Origin of the sequence: Rhizobium sp. YTU87027 (assembly GCF_050644135.1) — a bacterium.
Lineage (GTDB): Bacteria > Pseudomonadota > Alphaproteobacteria > Rhizobiales > Rhizobiaceae > Rhizobium.
In genome coordinates this window covers 33,821-52,040 of record NZ_CP098440.1, presented here as the reverse complement: position 1 = coordinate 52,040, position 18,220 = coordinate 33,821, and the positions used below count along the sequence as shown (strand labels likewise).

Annotated in this window: 15 protein-coding genes; 12 read left to right on the top strand and 3 right to left on the bottom strand. The window is 62.0% G+C overall.

Annotation, left to right across the window (positions count from 1 at the left end):
- The first annotated feature begins 89 nt into the window (after positions 1-89).
- From sppA to NBG89_RS00240, 4 genes are all read left to right on the top strand, one after another.
- On the top strand, positions 90-1,040 hold the full coding sequence (gene sppA / locus NBG89_RS00255; protein ID WP_431321227.1) for a signal peptide peptidase SppA: 951 nt from the start codon (positions 90-92) through the stop codon (positions 1,038-1,040).
- Positions 1,041-1,069: 29 nt separating this feature from the next.
- Positions 1,070-1,369 (top strand): integration host factor subunit beta, encoded by a 300-nt coding sequence (locus NBG89_RS00250; RefSeq protein WP_160007056.1) that lies wholly within the window; start codon positions 1,070-1,072, stop codon positions 1,367-1,369.
- Positions 1,370-1,492: 123 nt separating this feature from the next.
- Positions 1,493-1,825, top strand: coding sequence for a DUF1049 domain-containing protein (locus tag NBG89_RS00245; protein ID WP_431321226.1), 333 nt, complete (start codon positions 1,493-1,495; stop codon positions 1,823-1,825).
- Positions 1,826-1,990: 165 nt separating this feature from the next.
- The gene (locus NBG89_RS00240; protein ID WP_431321225.1) at positions 1,991-2,896 is read left to right on the top strand and encodes a S1C family serine protease; all 906 of its coding nucleotides are present in this window, start codon (positions 1,991-1,993) and stop codon (positions 2,894-2,896) included.
- A 16-nt stretch (positions 2,897-2,912) separates the two neighbouring features.
- Here NBG89_RS00240 and NBG89_RS00235 read toward each other — a convergent pair whose 3' ends face one another.
- Both NBG89_RS00235 and NBG89_RS00230 read right to left on the bottom strand, forming a co-directional pair.
- Positions 2,913-3,386: a GNAT family N-acetyltransferase gene (locus NBG89_RS00235; RefSeq protein WP_431321224.1), complete on the bottom strand. Its 474-nt coding sequence runs from the start codon at positions 3,384-3,386 to the stop codon at positions 2,913-2,915.
- 9 nt (positions 3,387-3,395) lie between these two features.
- A complete protein-coding gene (locus tag NBG89_RS00230) occupies positions 3,396-3,848 on the bottom strand; it encodes an SRPBCC family protein (RefSeq protein ID WP_431321223.1) in 453 nt (150 codons plus the stop codon).
- Between the two features lie 118 nt (positions 3,849-3,966).
- Here NBG89_RS00230 and NBG89_RS00225 point away from each other — a divergent pair, with 118 nt between their 5' ends.
- The 5 genes from NBG89_RS00225 to NBG89_RS00205 all read left to right on the top strand — a co-directional run bounded on the left by NBG89_RS00225 (position 3,967) and on the right by NBG89_RS00205 (position 9,733).
- Complete coding sequence (locus NBG89_RS00225) at positions 3,967-5,067, top strand: class I SAM-dependent methyltransferase (RefSeq protein ID WP_431321222.1); 1,101 nt, start codon at positions 3,967-3,969, stop codon at positions 5,065-5,067.
- Positions 5,064-5,924 (top strand): TrmH family RNA methyltransferase, encoded by an 861-nt coding sequence (locus NBG89_RS00220; protein WP_431321221.1) that lies wholly within the window; start codon positions 5,064-5,066, stop codon positions 5,922-5,924. Before NBG89_RS00225 ends, NBG89_RS00220 begins: the two co-directional genes overlap by 4 nt.
- Positions 5,921-6,424, top strand: a complete 504-nt coding sequence (lspA, locus tag NBG89_RS00215; RefSeq protein WP_431321220.1) for a signal peptidase II — start codon at positions 5,921-5,923, stop codon at positions 6,422-6,424. Before NBG89_RS00220 ends, lspA begins: the two co-directional genes overlap by 4 nt.
- Before the next feature lie 55 nt (positions 6,425-6,479).
- Positions 6,480-8,747, top strand: coding sequence for an ATP-binding protein (locus tag NBG89_RS00210; RefSeq protein ID WP_431321219.1), 2,268 nt, complete (start codon positions 6,480-6,482; stop codon positions 8,745-8,747).
- Between the two features lie 110 nt (positions 8,748-8,857).
- Positions 8,858-9,733 carry a GNAT family N-acetyltransferase gene (locus NBG89_RS00205; RefSeq protein ID WP_431321218.1) on the top strand — a complete coding sequence of 292 codons (876 nt, stop codon included), beginning with the start codon at positions 8,858-8,860 and terminating at the stop codon, positions 9,731-9,733.
- A gap of 57 nt (positions 9,734-9,790) precedes the next feature.
- On the opposite strand, the gene NBG89_RS00200 is transcribed toward NBG89_RS00205, so the two are convergent.
- The gene (locus NBG89_RS00200; protein ID WP_431321217.1) at positions 9,791-12,073 is read right to left on the bottom strand and encodes an NADP-dependent malic enzyme; all 2,283 of its coding nucleotides are present in this window, start codon (positions 12,071-12,073) and stop codon (positions 9,791-9,793) included.
- A gap of 111 nt (positions 12,074-12,184) precedes the next feature.
- Here NBG89_RS00200 and mutS point away from each other — a divergent pair, with 111 nt between their 5' ends.
- From mutS to NBG89_RS00185, 3 genes are all read left to right on the top strand, one after another.
- A complete protein-coding gene (gene mutS, locus NBG89_RS00195; protein WP_431321216.1) occupies positions 12,185-14,917 on the top strand; it encodes a DNA mismatch repair protein MutS in 2,733 nt (910 codons plus the stop codon).
- 4 nt (positions 14,918-14,921) lie between these two features.
- Positions 14,922-15,197, top strand: a complete 276-nt coding sequence (locus tag NBG89_RS00190; protein ID WP_431321215.1) for a hypothetical protein — start codon at positions 14,922-14,924, stop codon at positions 15,195-15,197.
- 105 nt (positions 15,198-15,302) lie between these two features.
- Positions 15,303-18,212 (top strand): [protein-PII] uridylyltransferase, encoded by a 2,910-nt coding sequence (locus NBG89_RS00185; protein WP_431321214.1) that lies wholly within the window; start codon positions 15,303-15,305, stop codon positions 18,210-18,212.
- Positions 18,213-18,220: the final 8 nt, after the last annotated feature.

The following is an 18,220-nucleotide window of genomic DNA, read 5'->3' as shown; positions in this document are numbered from 1 at the left end:
TGCCGACGCGTGGTAAATCAACGCGTCCGAAAGGCGCCGGAATCCTAGATTTGCGGGATCCCGCGTGCTCGCCACCCCTGGAGGAATGAATGGACAGTTCGATGATCGCCGACCGCCGCAGGCTTCGCCGCAAGGTCGGTTTCTGGCGCGTCGTTGCGGTACTGCTGCTGGTGGTATTGGGATTCGCAGCCTACCGGCTATTCGTCGGCGATATTGCAACCAGCCGGCCGCACGTCGCCCATGTGACCATTTCCGGGTTGATTACCGATGATGACGAACTGCTGGAACGGCTGAAAAAGATCGAGAAGAACGATGCGGTGAAGGCCGTGGTCGTCTCGATCTCCTCCCCGGGGGGTACGACCTATGGCGGCGAGCGGATCTTCAAGGCGATCCGCGCCATCGCCGCCAAGAAGCCTGTCGTATCCGACGTGCGCACGCTGGCCGCTTCCGCCGGCTATATGATCGCGACCGCCGGCGATATGATTATTGCCGGAGACAGCTCCATCACCGGCTCGATCGGGGTGATCTTCCAATACCCGCAGGTCAAGCCACTGCTCGACAAGATCGGCGTTTCGCTGGAAGAAATCAAATCGTCGCCGTTGAAGGCCGAACCCTCGCCGTTCCACCCCGCGAGCGAAGAGGCCAAGGCCATGATTAACAATATGATTGTCGACAGCTATGGCTGGTTCGTCGATCTCGTCGCCGAGAGGCGCAAGCTGCCGCGTGACGAGGTCCAAAAGCTTGCGGACGGCACGATTTTCACCGGCCGTCAGGCGCTCAAAGTCAAGCTGATCGACCAGATCGGCGGCGATGACGAGATCAGGGCCTACCTTGAGACACGCAAGGTCAGCAAGAGCCTGCCTGAGGTCGATTGGGACAGGAAGAGCAGCACGCCATTCCTGCTCGCAGACAGCGCGTCTCAGATACTAACGCTGTTTGGCTACGACAATCTTGCCAAGGCTCGCGATCTCGGCGGAATCCTGCCTCAAAAGTTGCTCCTTGACGGGCTCCTTTCAGTTTGGCAGGTTGGCCATGACTGATAAGAAATCAATAATTTAAGGGGGCGAACGTGATCAAGTCCGAACTGGTGCAGATAGTTGCAGCCCGCAACCCGCATCTTTACCATCGCGACGTCGAAAATATCGTCAACGCGGTGCTCGACGAGATCACCGACGCGCTCGCTGCGGGTAACCGCGTCGAGTTGCGCGGATTCGGTGCGTTCTCGGTGAAAAATCGCCCGTCCCGCTCCGGCCGCAACCCGCGCACCGGCGATACCGTTTTCGTCGAGGAGAAGTGGGTTCCCTTCTTCAAGACCGGCAAGGAGCTTCGCGAGCGCCTCAATCCGGGACAGGCCGACCAAGAGGATTGATCCTCGCTCTCACGGCTGCGTGCGGCAACACCGCACTTGAACTTGGCTCCCGGCCCACTATCCTGCTGACCAGATCAAAGCGCTGCGTCGAAGATGGCGAGCGTTGAAATACGGAGGCCGAGCATGGCGAAGAAGATCACCAACCTATTGATTTTTCTGCCACTCGGAATCATCCTCGTCATCTTCTGCGTCGCCAACAGACAGGTTGTGACGCTTGCCTTCAATCCATTCCTGCCGGAAGACCGGGTGCTCTCGCTGTCGGCACCATTCTTTGTGTTCATCTTCATCGCGCTGATCATCGGCATGGTCGTTGGCTCGGCCGCCACCTGGCTAAACCAGGGCAAACACCGCAAGCGCGCTCGCACCGAGGCCAAGGAAGCCGTTCGCTGGCAGGCAGAGGCGGACCGCCATAAGACCCGCGCCGAGGAAATTGTCGGGCAGTTGCCGTCGCGGTAACGCGCTCGCCAGCGCACAAAGGCCATGGCGCAGGCTGAAATTCCGGGGCGCAAGCACTTGCAGCCACAAGCCCACCTCCATAGCTATATGAGATAGGCCCCACTGCACGTCTGCCAGGCACAGTCGTTTCGCGACACACGCGCCGCGCCTTGCGAGGATGAGACCATGAATATCGACGAAATCCTGCGGTCAGTTGTGGCCGTTAGCTCCTCAATTCCGGAAGACGCCTTTACGGCCGGCACACTCGGCACACGCCGGGAAGGCAGCGGCGTCGTTATCAGGGAGTCTGGACTGGTCCTCACGATTGGCTACTTGATCACCGAGGCGGAGGAAGTGTGGCTGACCTCGCTTGACGGGCGTGTCATCGCGGCCCATCCGCTCGCCTATGACCAAGAGACCGGGTTCGGCCTGCTTCAGGCGCTGGGCGACCTCGGCCTGCCGGCATTGGAATTCGGCGACGGCACGGGAGCCAGCCTCGGCGACCCCGTCGTGCTGGCGGACGGCATCGGCCAGTTCGTGGAAGCCAGGATCGTGGCAAAGCAGGAGTTCGCCGGCTATTGGGAATATCTGCTTGAGGAGGCGATCTTCACGACACCCGCGCATCCCTCCTGGGGAGGCGCGGCACTCATTGACGCCGAGGGCAAGTTGCTTGGGATCGGCTCCCTGCGCCTGCAGATGAGCCAGAACGGCGAGGTTGCCGACATCAACATGATCGTGCCGATCAACCTGCTTCCACCAATTCTCGACGATCTGACGACTCGGGGCCGCGTGAACAAGCCGCCGCGGCCGTGGCTCGGCGCCTTCTCCGCGGAAAGCAATGGCGATGTGGTCGTGATGAGCGTGGCCGAGGGAAGCCCGGCGGCTGACGCCGGCTTGCGGCGAGGCGACATCATTTCCGAAATCCGCGATGGCGAAGTCGATGGACTTGCCGATTTCTATCGCAAGGTCTGGAGCAGCGGCCCCGCAGGCGCGGAAATCCCGATGCGTGTACTGCGCGATGGCCGCGAGGCGTGGCTGCGCGTCAGGTCCGCCGATCGCAACGCGTTCCTCAAGAAACCGCAATTGCAGTAGGGTCGGCGAGGGTCGCTTACCCGCCCGGATAAAAGCTCATCTCTTCGTAATCGCCTTCCGCTGATGTGCCTGATCCCGTAACGATGAATCCCTTGGAACGATAGAAGGCATTCGCGCGGCTGTTCCTCACCAGGCATTTCAAACGATACTTATTGTGCGGCCAGTCCGGCAGCGCCGCGAGCAGCGCGGCACCGGCACCCTGCCCTTGCCAGGATTTGCTGACATAGAGCATGTGAATGAAATCGTCCGGCGGCCACAGCGTCATGAAGCCCGCGGTCTCGCCATCCGGAGCCTCCGCGAGCCACAGGTGTTCGCCTTGCGTGTGCGCTTGGAAATCTTCGTGGCGGAAGCTTAAGGGATCGACCCACACGAAGGTCTCGCGACGCACGGCCAGATAAATGTCGGCCAGAATTTCCAGGTCTGACGGACGTGGCGATCTGATTGTCCACTTTACGGATTGCGGCTGGGTTTGGACGGAGAAATCTGTCAATTCGGACCCTTACTCCGCCGCCTTGGCACTGACGGCGGCGTTGAAATTGGAGAAGAACTGCTGCGCCAGCTTCGCGGATGTCGAGTCGATCAATCGCGCTCCGAGCTGCGCGATTTTACCCCCGACCTGCGCTTTTGCTTCGTACTGCAGGACCGTTTCGCCGCCGTCGTCCTTCAGCACGACATCAGCCCCGCCTTTGGCAAAGCCAGCGATACCGCCCTTGCCTTCGCCTGAGATCGTGTAGCTCTCCGGCACGTTGATATTGGAAAGCGTGACTTCGCCGTTGAAGGTCGCCGAAACGGGGCCGATCTTCACCTTAACCACCGCCGCCAACTCGGTCGCCGACTTCATCTCCAGGCTCTGACAGCCCGGAATGCACTGCCTCAGTATCTCAGGATCATTCAGCGCGGCCCATACGACATCCCGCGGCGCCATAATCCGTTCTTCGCCGGTCAAGTCCATCCGAAATCCTCCCATTTCGACCTGGCTCAATTTATCACAGCCGGAAAGCGCTTTGCCAAGGTGAAACGGAATGCTATTTGCACGAGCTCTATCGAATTGAAGCACGCGGAAAATCACGTTGAGACAGAAAGAACGCCGGCCAGGCCAGAAACCCGCCGCCGGCCCCTCCGGCGGACGCCGCGCCGACGATCGCAGCCCGCGCCCGACGAAGCCCGCTGCAAAGCCTGCGCAGGCTCGCGAGAAGGTCCGCGAACCGGCGTCCGTGCCGACGGCGATTGAGCGGCAGCTGATGGTGCGCACCGGAGAACGTCCGGCTGAGCGCGTTCCCGTCATTCTCGAATCCCTTGGCGCGGGTGACTTCCATCTGATCGACAGCGGCAATGGCGAAAAGCTCGAACAATACGGCCCCTACCGGATCGTGCGCCCGGAAGGCCAGGCGCTGTGGCAGCCATCCTTGCCAAAGCAGGTCTGGGAAAAGGTCGACGCCGTCTTCACCGGCGATACCGACGAGGAAGGCACAGGGCGCTGGCGCTTTCCCAAGGAGGCACTTGGCGAGACCTGGCCGCTCAACCTGCTCGGCGTGGATTTCCTTGGCCGTTTTACCTCCTTCCGGCATGTCGGCGTCTTTCCCGAGCAGATCGTCCACTGGACCTGGATGAAGCAGCAGGTTGAAGCCGCTGGACGACCACTGAAGGTGCTGAACCTCTTCGGCTACACCGGCGTCGCCTCTCTCGTCGCGGCAGCGGCAGGCGCAGAGGTTACGCATGTCGATGCGTCGAAGAAGGCGATCGGCTGGGCGCGCGAAAACCAGGCCTTGAGCGGGCTGGAGAAGGCGCCGATCCGCTGGATCTGCGAAGACGCGATGAAGTTCATCCAGCGCGAGGAACGCCGCGGCAACAAATACGACATCATCCTCACAGATCCGCCGAAGTTCGGCCGTGGGCCGAATGGCGAGGTCTGGCACCTCTTCGAGCATCTGCCTGTCATGCTCGACATCTGCCGCGAAATCCTGTCGCCGAAGGCAGTCGGGCTCGTGCTGACCGCCTATTCGATCCGCGCCAGCTTCTATTCGATCCATGAGCTGATGCGCGAGACGATGCGCGGAGCCGGTGGTGTCGTCGAGTCAGGCGAGCTGGTCATTCGCGAGGCCGGGCTGGACGGCAAGGCGCCGGGCCGCGCGCTCTCCACATCCCTCTTCTCCCGCTGGGTGCCGAAATGAGCCATGAGCACAAGGGCCACGGCCCGCATAAGGTCGGGCACGTGAAAGAGGTCACCTCGCTCGCCAATCCCATCATCAAGGACATCAAGGGGCTCAGCGACAAGAAGACGCGCGAGCAGAGCGGCACCTTCATGGCCGAAGGGCTGAAGCTGGTGATCGATGCCATCGAGCTCGGCTGGACGATCCGTACGCTGGTTTACGCCAAGGCAGCCAAGGGCAAGCCGCTCGTCGAACAGATGGCGGCAAGGACTATCGCCACGGGTGGACTGGTGCTCGAGGTCAGCGAGAAAGTGCTTTCCTCGATCACCCGCCGCGACAATCCGCAGATGGTCGTCGGTATCTTCGAGAGCCGCTGGAGGCCATTGCGCGAGATCCATCCGAAACAGGGTGAAACCTGGATTGCGCTCGACCGCGTCCGCGACCCCGGCAATCTCGGCACGATCATTCGCACGGCTGACGCTGCCGGCGCCTCCGGCGTCATCCTCGTCGGCGAGACAACCGATCCCTTCTCGCTGGAAACCGTGCGCGCCACCATGGGCTCGGTGTTTGCCGTTCCCGTTGCGCGCGCCACGGCGGAAGAATTTATTGCCTGGAAGAGGCACGCCGGCGTTTCCGTCGTCGCCACGCATCTGGCCGGGTCAGTCGATTACCGGACGATCGACTACAAAAAGAGGCCTGTGGTCATCCTGATGGGCAACGAGCAGTCCGGTCTGCCGGAGCATCTTGCCAAGGAAGCCGATGCGCTTGCCCGTATTCCGCAGCAGGGCCGCGCCGACTCGCTCAATCTGGCCGTCGCCAGCGCCGTCATGCTGTTCGAGGCACGCCGCCATCTCCTCTCACTCGACGAGGCCAAATGACCGAACAGACGCTTGAACGACCGACCCTGTTTGCCCGTCCGCTGCCGATCCTGATCTTCATCGTCATTGCCGTCGTGCTCGACCAGATCGTCAAGATCGTCGTCGACCACACGTTACCACTGCAGGAGCCGGTGCATCTTATCCCGATGCTGGCGCTCTACCGGACCTACAATCTCGGCGTCGCCTTCTCGATGCTTTCAGGCATGGACGGCTGGTTCATTGTCGGAATGCGCCTCATTATCGTCGCCTTCGTGATCTGGCTGTGGCATCGCACAGGCAAGCAGCGCACCTTCGCCCATCTTGGCTATGCGCTGATCATTGCGGGGGCGCTCGGCAACCTGATCGATCGCTTCCTCTACGGGCATGTGATCGACTACATCCTGTTTCATACCGAGACATGGTCGTTTGCCGTCTTCAACCTGGCTGACAGTTTCATCACGATCGGCGCGGGATGCGTGATTCTGGACGAGCTGATACAACCTAAAAACGCAAACCGCTAAAATCTTAGCGGTTTGCTGAAGGCATTTGGAACCGCCGCTATGCTATCACGGGACCATGCACGGTCTCGGTCAATTGCACGAAAGACTTGCCGCAGCTTTCCGGCGGCATACCGCTCATCGCGACGGCGAGCGGGTTTCGAATGCTGTTGCGCCCCAAACCGCGGTCGTTTCGCCATTCCAGCGTGACCGCGTCGGCCGCAAGTTGCTGTCATGGTGGTTGGGCGGCCTTGGCGTTGTTGCCGGCTCTGTCCTTGTTGCCATGGCCCAGGCGGGCAGCCCGCTGTTGCTGGCGATCGGCCTAGGCTTTGCCGCATTGTCTTTTGTCGTCCTTCTCGCAGTCCTTTCGACCGCGAGGCGGAGACCCGCGCGGAAACATCCCAGCGGCGTCTCATCCGTATGGAGCCAGGGGGCGGCTCTTTTCGCCGATATCCATGACGCGCTTGGCGACATTTCAGTCACGCGCAACATGGACCGGCGTATCGTCGGCGCCAACGAGGTATTTCGTCGGCTGACCGGCAGGCTCAATCCGGAGGGACTGACTTGTGAGGAGATCGGGATCGCCTTTCGTCCCGGCCCGGCACCGCATCGCTTCGAAGTGGAGATCTCGACGCCCGAAGGTCAGCGCATCTACTTCTGGCGTGACGTCGTTACCCGCGATCCTGGCGATGGACGATTGCTACTGCAGAGCATCGCCCGCGACGTCACCGAAGAGCGGCTGACGGCACAGGCTCGCGAGGAGGCTCGGCAAAAGGCTGAGTATAACAGCGCGGCCAAGTCACGCCTGCTTGCCACAGTCAGCCATGAAATCCGCACACCGCTTTCCGGCATCCTCGGCATGACGCATCTCTTGACCGAAACCCGACTGACGCAGGAACAGCAGAATTATCTCACAGGCATCCGCCAATCCGGCTATGCATTGACACAGTTGGTCGAGGACCTGCTCGACTTCTCGACCATCGAGGTTGGCCGCTTTCAGCTGCGGCCGCGGGCCGAATCGCTGCGAAAGCTGCTTGAGAGCGTCGTCGAGATGCTCTCCCACCGTGCCCATGACAAGGGTATCGAGATCGGTGCCACTGTTTCCTCCAACCTGCCTGAACTGATGAGCTTCGATCCGGCGCGCCTGCGTCAGGTGCTGTTCAACGTGATCGGCAACGCCGTGAAATTCACCCAGGCAGGCGGTGTTTTCGTGCGAGCCTCGCTGGAGGCCAGCGACGTCCTGATCAGCGTCAACGATACCGGGCCGGGTATGACTCGGGAAGAACAGAACCGCGTCTTCGGTGAATTCGAGCAAGGCGGAACGCCGATCGAAAAGAGCGCCGGGACGGGCCTAGGTCTCTCCATCTCCGCGCGTATCATGCGCGAGTTCGGCGGTTCCCTTGCGGTCGCCAGCGAAAAAGGAACCGGCAGCGAATTCATCATTCGGTTTCCGATCGACATACCGGAGGAAAGCCGCGGCAGCCGCAATGGCGTGCTTGCCGGCAGCCTCGTGCTGCTGCTGGCTCCTGCCGGCGCGGCGCGCATGGCGATATCGGAGACGATCGCAACACTCGGCGGCGATTGCCATCTGGTCACGGATGGCGCGAGCGCACACGACATGCTGCTCGCCATGGCCGCGAGCGGCCGCCGCCCAACCGACATTATCGTCGACCACCGCATGTCAGCGGAGTTTGCCGACCACCTCGCCGACCGGGCCGAGATCGCGGCATTGGGTCTGCGCAAGATCTTCCTGGTCAACCCCGAGGAGCGCAACGCCCATGCGCTCGACCTGTTCGACGCCTGGCTGATACGACCGCTGCGCGAACAGTCGCTGATCGACGTGCTGCGTGGACGGATGCGCGGCATGGAGAAGCGCGATGCGCTGAACGACAACCAGCCCGGGTTCAGCGTTGCCATCCCTGATGCCGGAATCCAGAGCGGGCTGCGGATCCTGCTGGCGGAGGACGATCCGATCAACGCGATGCTCATTCGCGCGATGCTCGAAAAAGCCGGCCACACGGTCGAGCATGTCGAACATTTCGAAACGCTCCTCGACCGTGCGCTGTCTGAGGGAAGCGTGCGCCCCGATATCGTCATCAGCGACCTTTCCATGCCCGGGGGCGACGGCATCGATATGCTTGGCCGGCTACGCGGCCATGAACGCCGGCTCGATGTTCCACCCGTCCCGATCATCGTACTGACGGCCGACAAGCGCGACGAATCCCGTAGACAAGTCTTGCTGAATGGTGCAAACCGCGTCATGGTAAAGCCGGTTGACCCGATAAGGTTGCTGACGGAAGTCCAAGCTGTTGCTGCGCTTTCGGCCCGCCGCGCGGAGGCGCGGTAGCCATCAAACAACCGGCACGCTTCTTGCGTGTGACCGGGTATATGATGTCACTTTCCTGTCGCATATAAGTGTTTTATGGCGTGTCAAAAGCCGGCAACGGGAGAATCGCCATGTCAGTAGACGCCCTCAACTGTGACGTCGTCGCCGAGGTTCATCGGCCGTCGAGCACGCTTGCGCCAAAGGACGGCGATATCCTCGGCCGCATCGGCAATCTCGAGACCCGGCTTGCCCGCACAGCCAGCGAGATCGATGCCGCCCAGGCTGTTCGCTTCCGGGTTTTCGTCGAAGAAATGGGTGCACAGCTTTCACCGGAAGCCATGCGCCGCAAACGTGATTTCGATTCCTACGACGCATTCTGCGACCACCTCCTGGTGCTCGATCGCTCGATCGAGAGCGACGGCGAGGATCAGATCGTCGGCACCTATCGCCTGCTGCGACAGGAAGTCGCGATGGCGAATGGTGGCTTTTACTCGGCTTCGGAATTCGCGATCGACGAACTGCTTGCCCGCCATCCGGATAAGCGGTTCATGGAGCTCGGTCGCTCGTGCGTGCTGCCCGACTACCGCACCAAGCGTACCGTCGAACTTCTGTGGCAGGGCAATTGGGCCTATGCGCTGAAGCATGGCATGAGCGCCATGTTCGGCTGCGCCTCTTTCCCCGGCATCCACCCGGAAAGCCACGCGCTGGCGCTGTCATTCCTGCATCACAACGTTGCCGCCAAGGATGAGTGGGCCGTTGCCGCCCTTCCACACTTGGCCCGCGACATGGATTTGATGCCGGTTGAAGCGGTCAACCCGAAGCGGGCTTTGATGGCGTTGCCGCCGCTGATCAAGGGTTATCTCCGCCTCGGCGCCATGGTCGGTTCGACTGCCGTCGTCGACAAGGCTTTCAACACGACGGATGTTCTGATCGTTTTGCCGATCGCCAGCATTTCCGATCGTTACCTGAACTATTACGGCGCTGACGCCGGACGGTTCGCGAGCTGATTTTTTCCATCGATGGAAGGATGGAGCGGGAGGATGCCTCCCGCTCCATTTTCTGTTTCACGATCCAGTGTAGGCTGCGATTGCGGCCATGTTGACGATGTCGGAATCCTTCGCACCCATCGAAGTGATCTGAACCGCCTTGTCGAGGCCGACGAGGATCGGGCCAATGACGGTCGAACCGCCGAGCTCCTGGAGCATCTTCGTTGAGATCGAGGCCGAGTGGAAGGCCGGCATGACCAGTACGTTCGCCGGCCCCGACAGGCGGCAGAACGGATACTGCTCCATCACCTTGCGGTTCAGCGCCACGTCGGCCGCCATCTCGCCGTCGTACTCAAAATCGACGCGGCGCTTGTCGAGGATCTTTACGGCCTCGCGCACGCGCTCGGAGCGCTCGCCCGAGGGATGGCCGAAGGTCGAATAGGCAAGCATGGCGACACGCGGTTGATAACCCATGCGGCGCGCGAAACCCGCGGCTTCCACGGCGATATCGGCGAGTTCGGCGGCCGATGGCATATCGTGTACGGCGGTATCCGCGACGAAGACGGTGCGGCCGCGGCAGAGCGCAACCGAAACGCCGATCACCTGATGCCCCGGCTTCATGTCGATGCAGCGGCGCACATCTTCGAGCGCCGTCGAATAGTTTCGGGTGATGCCCGTAACCATCCCGTCGGCGTCGCCAAGCGCCACCATGCAGGCAGCGAAGTGGTTGCGGTCCTGATGGATCAGGCGCTGGGCATCGCGGTGCAGGTAACCTTTGCGCTGCAGGCGCGCATAGAGGTAGTCGATATAGGCCTCGACGCGGGTGGAAATGCGTGCGTTGACGATTTCCAGTCCCGGCCGATTGAGATCGATGCCGGCGCGCTCGGCGGTCGCACGAATCAGGTCTTCGCGACCGAGAAGGATCGCCGTGCCGAGCTGCTGGTTGGCGTAGGACATTGCCGCACGCATGACCTGCTCTTCTTCGGCTTCGGCAAAGACCACCCGCTTCGGGCGGCGGCGAACTCGTTCGTAGAGGCTCGCCAGCGTCGAGGCGATGGGATCCCGGCGGCCGGAAAGTTCGCGGGCATAGGCAGCCATGTCGGCGATCGGTTTGCGGGCGACGCCGCTGTCAATCGCAGCCTGCGCTACGGCAACCGGGATCGCAGAGATCAGGCGCGGATCGAACGGTACCGGAATGATGTATTGCGCGCCGAAGCGCGGACGGTTGCCCTGGTAGGCGGCAACGACATCATCAGGCACGTCCTCGCGAGCCAGGTTTGCCAGCGCCTGGACTGCGGCGATCTTCATGGCGTCATTGATGGTGGTGGCTCGAACATCCAGCGCGCCGCGGAAGATATAGGGAAAGCCGAGAACATTGTTGACCTGGTTCGGATAGTCGGATCGGCCCGTTGCCATAATGGCGTCGTCGCGGATGCGGGCGACCTCTTCCGGCGTGATCTCAGGATCGGGATTGGCCATCGCGAAGATGATCGGTCGGTCGGCCATCGAGCGAATCATTTTCTCCGAGAAGGCGCCCTTCTGCGAGAGGCCAAGGACCACGTCGGCGCCCTTCATGGCCTCCTCGAGCGTGCGCGCCTTGGTCTTGACCGCGTGCGCCGACTTCCACTGGTTCATGCCCTCGGTGCGGCCCTGATAGATCACGCCCTTGGTGTCGCAAAGGACGATATTCTCGGGCGCGAAGCCCATCGCCTTGATGAGTTCGACGCAGGCGATGGCCGCGGCACCCGCCCCGTTGCAGACGAGCTTCGTCGTCTTCAGGTCGCGACCCGTCAGTTCCAGTGCGTTGATGAGGCCGGCGGCCGCGATGATCGCAGTGCCGTGCTGGTCGTCATGGAAAACCGGAATGTCCATCAACTCGCGCAAGCGCTGCTCGATGATGAAGCAGTCCGGCGCCTTGATATCCTCAAGATTGATGCCGCCGAACGACGGGCCGAGGTAGCGGACGCAGTTGATGAACTCGTCGACATTTTCGGTGTCGACTTCGAGATCGATGGAGTCGACGTCGGCAAAGCGCTTGAAGAGCACCGACTTGCCCTCCATCACGGGCTTGGAGGCCAATGCGCCGAGATTGCCGAGACCAAGGATCGCCGTACCGTTGGAGATGACCGCGACCATGTTGCCGCGCGTCGTATAATCATAGGCGGTGGCGGGATCGGCGGCGATTGCCTTCACCGGAACGGCAACTCCCGGCGAATAGGCAAGCGACAGATCGCGCTGCGTCGCCATCGGCTTCGTGGCGTTGATCTCCAGCTTTCCGGGCCGCCCCATGGCGTGGAACTCAAGAGCCTCGTTGTCGGTCACTGATGTAACCGGCCGCTGCTTCTTCTCGGTATCGGGCATTTTTCCTCCAACGTCTTGTGGGTGACGCCTTGCTCTTCCTCAATCGCGGTTGTCATCTATAGCTGTGGGCAGCTAGGGTTGGCACCTCTTTTTTGGAAAAAATGCATCTCCGTGAACGAACGAATAGACACTGGAATAGAAGCCTTTTCGGCTGCCGAGCTGGCCACGGAAGAAAGCCGCGCCTCGGCGACACCGATGATGGAGCAATTCATCGAGATCAAGGCTAACAACCCTGACTCGCTGCTGTTCTATCGCATGGGCGATTTCTACGAACTGTTCTTCGAGGATGCGCTGGACGCCTCCCGCGCGCTCGGGATCACGCTGACCAAGCGCGGCCAGCACATGGGGCAGGATATTCCAATGTGCGGCGTGCCGGTGCATGCGGCCGACGACTACCTGCAGAAATTGATCGCGCTCGGCTTCCGGGTTGCCGTCTGCGAGCAGGTCGAGGACCCGGCGGAAGCCAAGAAGCGCGGCTCCAAATCCGTGGTCAAGCGCGACGTGATCCGCCTGGTGACCCCGGGCACGATCACCGAGGAAAAGCTGCTTTCGCCATCGGAATCGAACTATCTGATGGCGCTTACCCGGATTCGCGCCAGCGCCGAGCCTGTGCTGGCGCTTGCCTGGATCGACATTTCGACCGGGATTTTCCGGCTGGCCGAGACCGAAAACTCACGCCTGCTCGCCGATATCCTGCGCATCGACCCGCGCGAACTGATCGTGCCCGATACGATCTTTCACGATCCCGAACTGAAGCCTGTTTTCGACGTGCTGGGACGCACCGCCGTTCCGCAGCCGGCCGTGCTCTTCGACAGCGCCACCGCCGAAGGGCGGATCGCACGCTATTTCAATGTCTCGACACTCGATGGCTTCGGCACCTTCTCGCGCGCCGAGCTTGCTGCGGCGGCGGCAGCCGTCGCCTATGTCGAGAAAACACAGATCGCCGAACGCCCGCCACTCGGACGGCCGGAGCGTGAAAGCGGCGCTTCCACCCTGTTCATCGATCCGGCGACCCGCGCCAACCTCGAACTTGCCCGCACACTGTCAGGCGACCGCAACGGCTCGCTGCTGAAGGCCATCGACCGCACCGTCACCGGTGGCGGAGCACGATTGCTCGCCGAACGGCTGATGTCGCCGCTGACCGATCCCGTCCGCATCAATGAGCGGCTGGATTCGATCGGCTTCCTGATGGAGGAGCCGTCGCTTTGCGGCGACTTGCGCCACCACCTCAAGCATGTGCCGGATATGCCGCGCGCGCTCTCGCGCCTGGCGCTCGACCGCGGCGGGCCGCGCGACCTCGCCGCCATCCGCCAAGGTCTGAATGCCGCGGGCGATCTTGCTCGGCTGCTTGCTGAAGCGCTGCTGCCCGAAGAACTGAAGCTTGCGCTTTCCAGCCTCCAGGCCCTCCCCTCCGGCCTCGCAGCGCTGCTTTCCGAGACCCTCGGCGACGAGTTGCCGCTATTGAAGCGCGACGGCGGCTTCCTGCGGGACGGCGCCAATGCCGAACTCGACGAGGTCAGGGCGCTGCGTGATCAATCGCGTCGTGTCATTGCCGGCCTGCAGCTGCAATATGCCGAGGAAACCGGCATCAAATCGCTGAAGATCAAGCACAACAATATCCTCGGCTACTTTATCGAGGTCACTGCCGGCAATGCCGGGCCGATGACCGATACGCCGGAGGCAAAGGGCCGCTTCATTCACCGCCAGACGATGGCGAACGCGATGCGCTTCACCACGACGGAGCTTGCCGATCTGGAAAGCCGGATCGCTAACGCCGCCGACAAGGCGCTCGCGATCGAACTGGCGGCCTTCGACCACATGACATCAGCCGTCGTCGCCGAGGCCGAGGCAATCAAGGCAGGCGCCCGCGCGCTCGCGGTCATCGACGTTGCCGCCGGCCTTGCGCTTCTGGCCGACGAACAGGCCTATTGCCGGCCGCTCGTCGATGGCTCGAAGATGTTTGCGATCGAGGGCGGGCGCCATCCTGTCGTCGAACAGGCGTTGCGGCGGCAATCATCAGGCCCGTTCGTCGCCAACAACTGCGATCTCTCGCCGGTCTCCGACGGCAAGGATGGCGCGATCTGGCTGCTGACCGGCCCGAACATGGGCGGCAAATCGACCTTCCTGCGCCAAAACGCGCTGATTGCCATCCTCGCACAGATGGGTTCCTTCGTGCCGGCGATCTCCGCCCATATCGGCATCGTCGACCGGCTGTTCTCGCGTGTCGGCGCCTCCGACGATCTCGCGCGCGGCCGCTCGACCTTCATGGTCGAGATGGTCGAAACGGCGGCGATCCTCAACCAGGCGACCGACCGTTCGCTGGTCATTCTCGATGAAATCGGCCGTGGCACTGCAACCTTTGATGGCCTCTCCATCGCCTGGGCAGCCGTCGAGCATCTGCACGAGGCAAACCGCTGCCGCGGCCTCTTCGCCACCCACTTCCATGAGTTGACGGTGCTTTCGGAAAAGCTTGCGCGGCTATCGAACGCCACGATGCGCGTAAAGGAATGGGACGGCGACGTGATCTTCCTGCACGAGGTCGGCCCCGGTGCTGCGGATCGCTCCTACGGCATCCAGGTCGCCCGGCTTGCCGGCCTGCCGGCCTCGGTGGTGGCGCGCGCCCGCGACGTGCTGACGCGTCTCGAAGATGCCGACCGCAAGAACCCGGCGAGCCAACTCATCGACGACCTGCCACTGTTCCAGGTCGCGGTGCGTCGCGACGATGCCAGCCGTGGCCCCTCGAAGGTGGAGGAAGCGCTGAAAGGCATGAGCCTCGACGACATGACCCCGCGCGAGGCAATGGATGCGCTCTACGAACTCAAGAAGAAGCTAAAGCAAGGCTGATCAAATGTTCATCGACCGGTTGTTCAACGAGACCCAGAGGCTTGCGGCGATCTTCAGCGCGCTTGAAGCGCTGCGGCTTGCGGACGAGCGCGGCATGCCGCGCGGCTGGGCCTCGCCCTTCGGCCTGCTGCAGATCATCCGCTGCTGCGCCAGGATTCTGGAGCTATCGTCTTGCGTGGCCAAAGCCGGCTACCGCGAGTGCGACCAAGAGACGCTGGAGGCGATCACCAGCGAGACGCGTCAGGTACTCTATTCCGTGCAGGCACAGGTGGCTGCCTGATTGCCGCATGCCGACAGTTTCGGGCACAGCAACACCTTTTTGCCAAAATTAAGGGTTCTGCAGTAGGAAAGCCCGTGTCATCGGCGGGCAAAGAGGCTATAGCGCATGCAGACGAAACGAGAGGTGCAGCAGGAAACGGCTGCGCCGCGCGAACAGGAAGCCGCCCCGCGCATGGCGACGACGAACGAAATCGATTTCTCCGATATCCTCGACACCGACTATCTCCTGAAGATGTGCGACGCCGTGGCCGAGGCCAACAAGACACGGCCCGACGTCATGCGGTCGGATCTGCTGGCGACCCTCAAGAAGGCGAGCAGCGAAGGCCGCCAGAAGGCGCGCGCGCTGCTTTCGGCCGATGGCAGTGGCATCAATTGCGCCCGGCGGATTTCGTGGCTGCAGGACCAGATTACGACGGTTCTCTACGAGTTCGTCTGCGCCCATGTCTTCCCGAAACAGAAGGACAAGTTCGCCGTCACGGCCGTCGGCGGCTATGGCCGCGACACGCTGGCGCCGGGCTCCGACATCGACCTCCTGTTCCTGTTCCAGCCGAAGCCTGCCGAGGAAACGCACAAGGCGGTCGAATTCATGCTCTACGTCCTCTGGGACATGGGCTTCAAGGTCGGCCACGCGACACGCACGATTGAAGAATGCATCGCGCTGTCGAAATCAGACATGACCATCCGTACCGCGATCCTTGAAATGCGCTACATCTGCGGCTTGCGCTCGCTGGAGACGCAGCTTGAGACGCGTTTTGACAAGGAGATCGTCACCGGCACCGGCCCGGAATTCATCGCCGCCAAGCTTGCCGAGCGCGACGAGCGCCACCGCAAGGCCGGTGACACGCGCTATCTCGTTGAGCCCAACGTCAAGGAAGGCAAGGGCGGCCTGCGCGATCTACACACGCTCTTCTGGATCTCGAAATACTACTACCATGTCCGCGACACGGCTGAGCTCGTGCCGCTGGGCGTTCTCTCGAAGCACGAGTACCACGTCTTCCAGAAGGCCGACGACTTCCTCTGGGCGGTGCGCTGCCACATGCATTTCCTGACCGGAAAAGCCGAAGAGCGGCTGTCCTTCGATATCCAGCGCGAGATCGCCGAGGCGCTCGGATATCACTCGCGTCCCGGCCTTTCGGCCGTCGAGCGCTTCATGAAGCACTACTTCCTCGTCGCCAAGGACGTCGGCGACCTGACGCGCATTCTCTGCGCGGCGCTCGAGGACCAGCAGGCGAAATCGACGCCGGGTCTGACCGGCGTCATCAGCCGCTTTGCGAACCGCAGCCGCAAGATCGCCGGCAGCACCGAATTCGTCGAGGATCGCGGCCGTATCGCGCTCGCAAGCCCAGATGTATTCAAGAATGATCCGGTCAGTATCATCCGCCTGTTCCATGTCGCCGACATCAATGGGCTGGAATTCCATCCGGACGCACTGAAGCGCGTGACCCGCTCGCTCAGTCTGATCGACAACAATCTGCGCGAGAACGACGAGGCAAATCGCCTCTTCATGTCGATCCTGACCTCGAAGCGCGATCCGGCGCTGATCCTGCGGCGCATGAACGAGGCCGGCGTGCTCGGGCGCTTCATCCCCGAGTTCGGCAAGATCGTCGCGATGATGCAGTTCAACATGTACCACCACTATACGGTGGACGAGCATCTGATCCGCACTGTCGAGGTGCTATCGGAGATCGACAAGGGCAAGGCCGACGACCTGCACCCGCTCGCGAACAAGCTGATGCCCGGCATCGAAGACCGCGAGGCACTTTATGTCGCCGTGCTGCTGCACGACATTGCCAAGGGCCGCCAGGAGGACCACTCGATTGCCGGCGCCCGCGTCGCTCGCAAGCTGTGCACCCGGTTCGGCCTGTCGCAGAAGCAGACCGAAATGGTCGTCTGGCTGATTGAAGAACATCTGGCGATGTCGATGGTCGCGCAGACGCGCGATCTTACCGACCGCAAGACGATCACCGACTTTGCCGATGTGGTGCAATCACTCGACCGGTTGAAGATGCTGCTGATCCTGACGATCTGTGACATCCGCGCCGTCGGTCCCGGTGTCTGGAACGGCTGGAAAGGCCAGTTGTTGCGCACGCTCTATTATGAAACGGAACTGCTGCTTGCCGGCGGCTTCTCGGAGGTTTCGCGCAAGGAGCGCGCCAACTTCGCGGCCGAAGCGCTCTACAACGCGCTCTCCGACTGGAGCCAGAAGGACCGCAAGATCTACAGCAAGCTGCACTATCAGCCCTACCTGCTCTCCGTTCCCCTGGAAGACCAGGTCCGGCATGCAGGCTTTATCCGACAGGCGGACAAGGCCGGCCAGGCATTGGCGACGATGGTTCGCACCGACAGCTTCCACGCGATCACCGAGATCACTGTGTTGTCGCCTGACCATCCGCGCCTTCTGGCCGTCATCGCCGGCGCTTGTGCCGCGGCGGGCGCCAACATCGTCGACGCGCAGATCTTCACGACCTCGGATGGCCGTGCGCTTGATACGATCCATGTCAGCCGCGAGTTCAAGGACGACGCCGACGAGCTGCGCCGTGCTGGCACCATCGGACGCATGATCGAGGACGTGCTTTCCGGCCGCAAGCGGCTGCCCGAAGTGATTGCGACGCGGACCAAGAACCGCAAGAAGAGCAAGGCCTTCGTCATCCCGCCGTCGGTCAACATCTCCAACAGCCTGTCAAACAAGTTCACCGTTATCGAGGTCGAATGCCTCGACCGACCGGGCCTGCTGTCAGAAATCACCGCGGTTCTTTCGGACCTGTCGCTCGACATTCAATCGGCCCGCATTACCACCTTCGGCGAGAAGGTCATCGATACCTTCTACGTGACCGACCTCGTCGGCCAGAAAATCTCGGGCGACAGTAAACGCTCGAACATCACCGCGCGCCTGAAGGCGGTGATGGCCGAGGAGCAGGACGAGCTGCGCGAGCGCATGCCCTCCGGCATCATCGCGCCGCCGACCACGGCCCGCGCCGCGCCGCAGACAGAAAAGAAGGCGGATTCGCCCGCATGAGCCAAAAC

Bases quoted from the DNA above. Each gene is read 5' to 3' on its own strand.
- NBG89_RS00240 (WP_431321225.1), top strand. From the start codon at position 1,991: ATGAATATCGACGAAATCCTGCGGTCAGTTGTGGCCGTTAGCTCCTCA.
- NBG89_RS00200 (WP_431321217.1), bottom strand. From the start codon at position 12,073: ATGCCCGATACCGAGAAGAAGCAGCGGCCGGTTACATCAGTGACCGAC.
- NBG89_RS00220 (WP_431321221.1), top strand. From the start codon at position 5,064: ATGAGCCATGAGCACAAGGGCCACGGCCCGCATAAGGTCGGGCACGTG.
- lspA (WP_431321220.1), top strand. From the start codon at position 5,921: ATGACCGAACAGACGCTTGAACGACCGACCCTGTTTGCCCGTCCGCTG.
- NBG89_RS00230 (WP_431321223.1), bottom strand. From the start codon at position 3,848: ATGGACTTGACCGGCGAAGAACGGATTATGGCGCCGCGGGATGTCGTA.
- NBG89_RS00210 (WP_431321219.1), top strand. From the start codon at position 6,480: ATGCACGGTCTCGGTCAATTGCACGAAAGACTTGCCGCAGCTTTCCGG.
- sppA (WP_431321227.1), top strand. From the start codon at position 90: ATGGACAGTTCGATGATCGCCGACCGCCGCAGGCTTCGCCGCAAGGTC.
- NBG89_RS00185 (WP_431321214.1), top strand. From the start codon at position 15,303: ATGCAGACGAAACGAGAGGTGCAGCAGGAAACGGCTGCGCCGCGCGAA.
- NBG89_RS00245 (WP_431321226.1), top strand. From the start codon at position 1,493: ATGGCGAAGAAGATCACCAACCTATTGATTTTTCTGCCACTCGGAATC.
- NBG89_RS00190 (WP_431321215.1), top strand. From the start codon at position 14,922: ATGTTCATCGACCGGTTGTTCAACGAGACCCAGAGGCTTGCGGCGATC.
- NBG89_RS00205 (WP_431321218.1), top strand. From the start codon at position 8,858: ATGTCAGTAGACGCCCTCAACTGTGACGTCGTCGCCGAGGTTCATCGG.